This is a genomic window from Desulfobacterium sp. N47, assembly GCF_051233685.1.
Taxonomy (GTDB): domain Bacteria; phylum Desulfobacterota; class Desulfobacteria; order Desulfobacterales; family RPRI01; genus RPRI01.
In genome coordinates this window covers 1-2,902 of the sequence record NZ_JBAMMY010000107.1, presented here as the reverse complement: position 1 = coordinate 2,902, position 2,902 = coordinate 1, and the positions used below count along the sequence as shown (strand labels likewise).

4 protein-coding genes and 1 pseudogene are annotated in these 2,902 nt (G+C 41.0%); all 5 read right to left on the bottom strand.

Translation table 11 applies throughout. The features are described 5' to 3' along the window. Nucleotides 1-720 (bottom strand): annotated as a pseudogene (locus VXK47_RS06665) (IS3 family transposase); the annotation flags it as partial. A gap of 27 nt (nt 721-747) precedes the next feature. Continuing rightward, a complete protein-coding gene (locus tag VXK47_RS06660; RefSeq protein ID WP_435547991.1) occupies nt 748-984 on the bottom strand; it encodes a Hachiman antiphage defense system protein HamA in 237 nt (78 codons plus the stop codon). A 616-nt stretch (nt 985-1,600) separates the two neighbouring features. Then, complete coding sequence (locus VXK47_RS06655; protein WP_435547990.1) at nt 1,601-1,888, bottom strand: HigA family addiction module antitoxin; 288 nt, start codon at nt 1,886-1,888, stop codon at nt 1,601-1,603. 10 nt (nt 1,889-1,898) lie between these two features. Beyond that, the gene (locus VXK47_RS06650; RefSeq protein ID WP_435547989.1) at nt 1,899-2,177 is read right to left on the bottom strand and encodes a type II toxin-antitoxin system RelE/ParE family toxin; all 279 of its coding nucleotides are present in this window, start codon (nt 2,175-2,177) and stop codon (nt 1,899-1,901) included. Between the two features lie 156 nt (nt 2,178-2,333). Then, nucleotides 2,334-2,735: a hypothetical protein gene (locus VXK47_RS06645; RefSeq protein ID WP_435547988.1), complete on the bottom strand. Its 402-nt coding sequence runs from the start codon at nt 2,733-2,735 to the stop codon at nt 2,334-2,336. Nucleotides 2,736-2,902 lie beyond the last annotated feature (167 nt).

The window sequence follows — 2,902 nt, the reverse complement described above, 5'->3', positions numbered from 1 at the left end:
ATGACCGGCAAGATATAACCAGCCTTCATCTGTCGAGATATACGTGATGTCGGATACCCATATACGGCTCGGAGATGTCGTTTCAAATTTCTGATTAAGCAGATTGTCAGCTACAGGCAGATTATGCTTTGAATCTGTTGTTACCTTGAACTTCTTTGTCTGCTTACACTTTATCCCCAGTTTCTTGCGAATCTTTCTTACACGGCATACCCCTATCTTCACACCGTGCTCAGATAAATCTTTCTGAAGTCGCTCATTGCCACATGTCTTATACGGGTACGATTATGCGCTGCAACTACCTCAACTTCAAGCCTTCCTTCCTCCTGGGAGCGAACCGGAGGCTTCCTGTTAAGCCATGCATAATATCCACTTATTGATACGTCCAATACCCTATGTAGCAATGGCACTGGATACCGGAGCCGCAGCTTCTTTATCATCGCGCACCTCGCTGCGACTCCTTCGCAAAGTACGCTGCCGCTTTTTTTAATATGTCTCGCTCCATCTTTACTTCAGCAAGCTCCCGCTTAAGTCGTACCAACTCCATTTCTTGTTCACTCAATGGCTTATGTGTACTTCCAACTTCCGACAGCTTTCCAGCCTTATAAGCTTTAATCCAGTTAGTTAAAGTAGATGTCACCAGTGATAACCGCCTTCAAGCACAAGCTTTACCGCCTCTTCTCTGAATTCTTTATTGTATTTCCCATATGGTATTCTTTCCATTGTGCCACCTCCGCTTTAAAATTTTTCTTAACATTGGTGTACACTTTTTTCAACATACCTCACCTCCCCAGACTTGGGAAGTTTTGTAAACAAATTTCTGGCCTTATTATTGAGTCTGGTTGTCGGAGCTGCGGAGCCAGTTTCTTGAGCTTCTTTTAGCGCACGCGCTATTTCGCTACGAGGTATTGCAATGTCTACAATCTGTTCAGCAATAAATCGCGCAAAGTCATTTACTCTTGGGCGATGATTCCCGTCAAGGGCCACGAAGTAACAATGTGCTTTGGTTTGTGTGCCCGATATGGATATATTGCAAGCAACCTTCTCAAGATACGCCTTTAGCTGCAAAGGATTTGCACGAAGAAGCGGATGCAAGGAATTGTATAAGTCTGGATTCTGTAGTGCTATTTAGTTTTCGGTGAGAGTACTCATCTACAATTCTTTCTTGAAGGGCATTGACATGTATCGGTATTTTTCATCAAATTCATCCTCTGGTCAAGAACGGTGGAAATAACCCACGCCGCCGCCGGCCAAGGATAAAAAACGTAACTTACTCGGCGTTGGGTTCATTGATTTGTTATAAAAGGATTGTAATATGCAAAACATAAACGCCAAAAATAAGAACGCAATAACGTCTTTTACCTTCCAAGGGCCTTCAAAAATTATAAAACGATATCCGCCTTCAGCGCAAGTGGGTCAAGACTTACGCTTAATATCTTATAACAATGAGGGCATATAGACGTTTTGAACATTTTGGTTTTCCTTTATTATGTATTTTTTGTTTTATAACGTTTTGGGTGAGAGGCGGGCCACTAAACTAACCTGAAAATCCCCGAAGTATTTCCCGTCCTCTCCACCCAATGGTTATCCGATAAATTTGAACTCATGCAGCTTCAATTCGTTTCAAGTCACCAATATCAATAGATTGTCTTGTTTTCCATAGATCGTATTGGAGCTGGAGCCGGAGCCATCCTTCTGGTGTGCGACCAAATACTTTTGATAACCTTAATGCCATTTCAGGGCTAATGCCCGAACGCCCATTTAAAAGTGCTGAAAAAGTTTTTCTTGTAACACCAAGAGTTCTGGCTGCTTCTGTTACATTGATATTAAGTGGTTCAACACAAAATTCTTTTATGATTTCACCAGGATGTGGCGGATTGTACATAGTCATTTTTCCCTCCCTAATGATAATCTTCATAATTTACATCAAAGGCGTCTCCATTTTGAATCTTGAACGTAATGCGCCAGTTCTCACTGACTTTAACCGCCCAAATTTCTTTACGATTACCTTTGAGTTGGTGCAGTCCCAGACCAGGTAAATCCATATCTTCAAGAGTTTCAGCCGTTTCAAGGAGAGCGAGAATTTTCCTAAGCCGCATTATGTGCTGGGGATTGACACCACTTGAGATACCAGATTCGAATAATTGCTTAAGCCCTTTATGTTTGAATTTTTGAATCATCCATCAGAACTGTAACCAGATACGTGGCAGGTGTCAAGGGATATTTTTTGGTCTGAAAAGGATAACGCCCACAATGAGGGGCTTTTTAATGCGGAGTGAGGAACCGAACGCAGCGTTAAAAAGTCCCTCTCAATTGTGATGTTCGGCAAGAAATTATCAATAGTTTGTATGCCAAACAGCGTAATCATTGATTAATTGGTAGTTCACATCATCAGAGTCTAAACATTGTAACCATGATAATCCAACTTCGAAAATCTTAAGATCAGTCAACCTTTGTAATTTTGCAATAATATCATCAAACTCTGAATCTGGTTCAAGTAGCTCTAATAACTCAAATACGTCTGTATAAGAAGGGTTCTCTTTTTTCAGTTCTTCATATTCATCTTTATCCCAACCTCCAATTACGTAACGTTCTTCCCAAGGGAAGTCTTCTATACCAGTCAGCCTGCAAGGAAATTTAACAGCCGACTTTAGGTAATCAAGGTACCTTGATGCGTTTAGTTGATTACGATTACGGTTTTCTCCTAAAATATTTTGAATCCTATTATCGTGTGCCATAGTTGCCTCTAAGCCGAACGACGGAAATTATAATGGACCCCGAAATTTGAACTGATGGTTAAGCTGCTTTTTCTGTGATATTGACTCCATTATAAAGGAGACAGAATGAGAAAGCAATATCCAGGGAATTTTAAAGCAAAGGTTGCATTGGAAGCCATCAGGTCAGA

Bases quoted from the DNA above. Each gene is read 5' to 3' on its own strand.
- VXK47_RS06645 (WP_435547988.1), bottom strand. From the start codon at position 2,735: ATGGCACACGATAATAGGATTCAAAATATTTTAGGAGAAAACCGTAAT.
- VXK47_RS06655 (WP_435547990.1), bottom strand. From the start codon at position 1,888: ATGACTATGTACAATCCGCCACATCCTGGTGAAATCATAAAAGAATTT.
- VXK47_RS06650 (WP_435547989.1), bottom strand. From the start codon at position 2,177: ATGATTCAAAAATTCAAACATAAAGGGCTTAAGCAATTATTCGAATCT.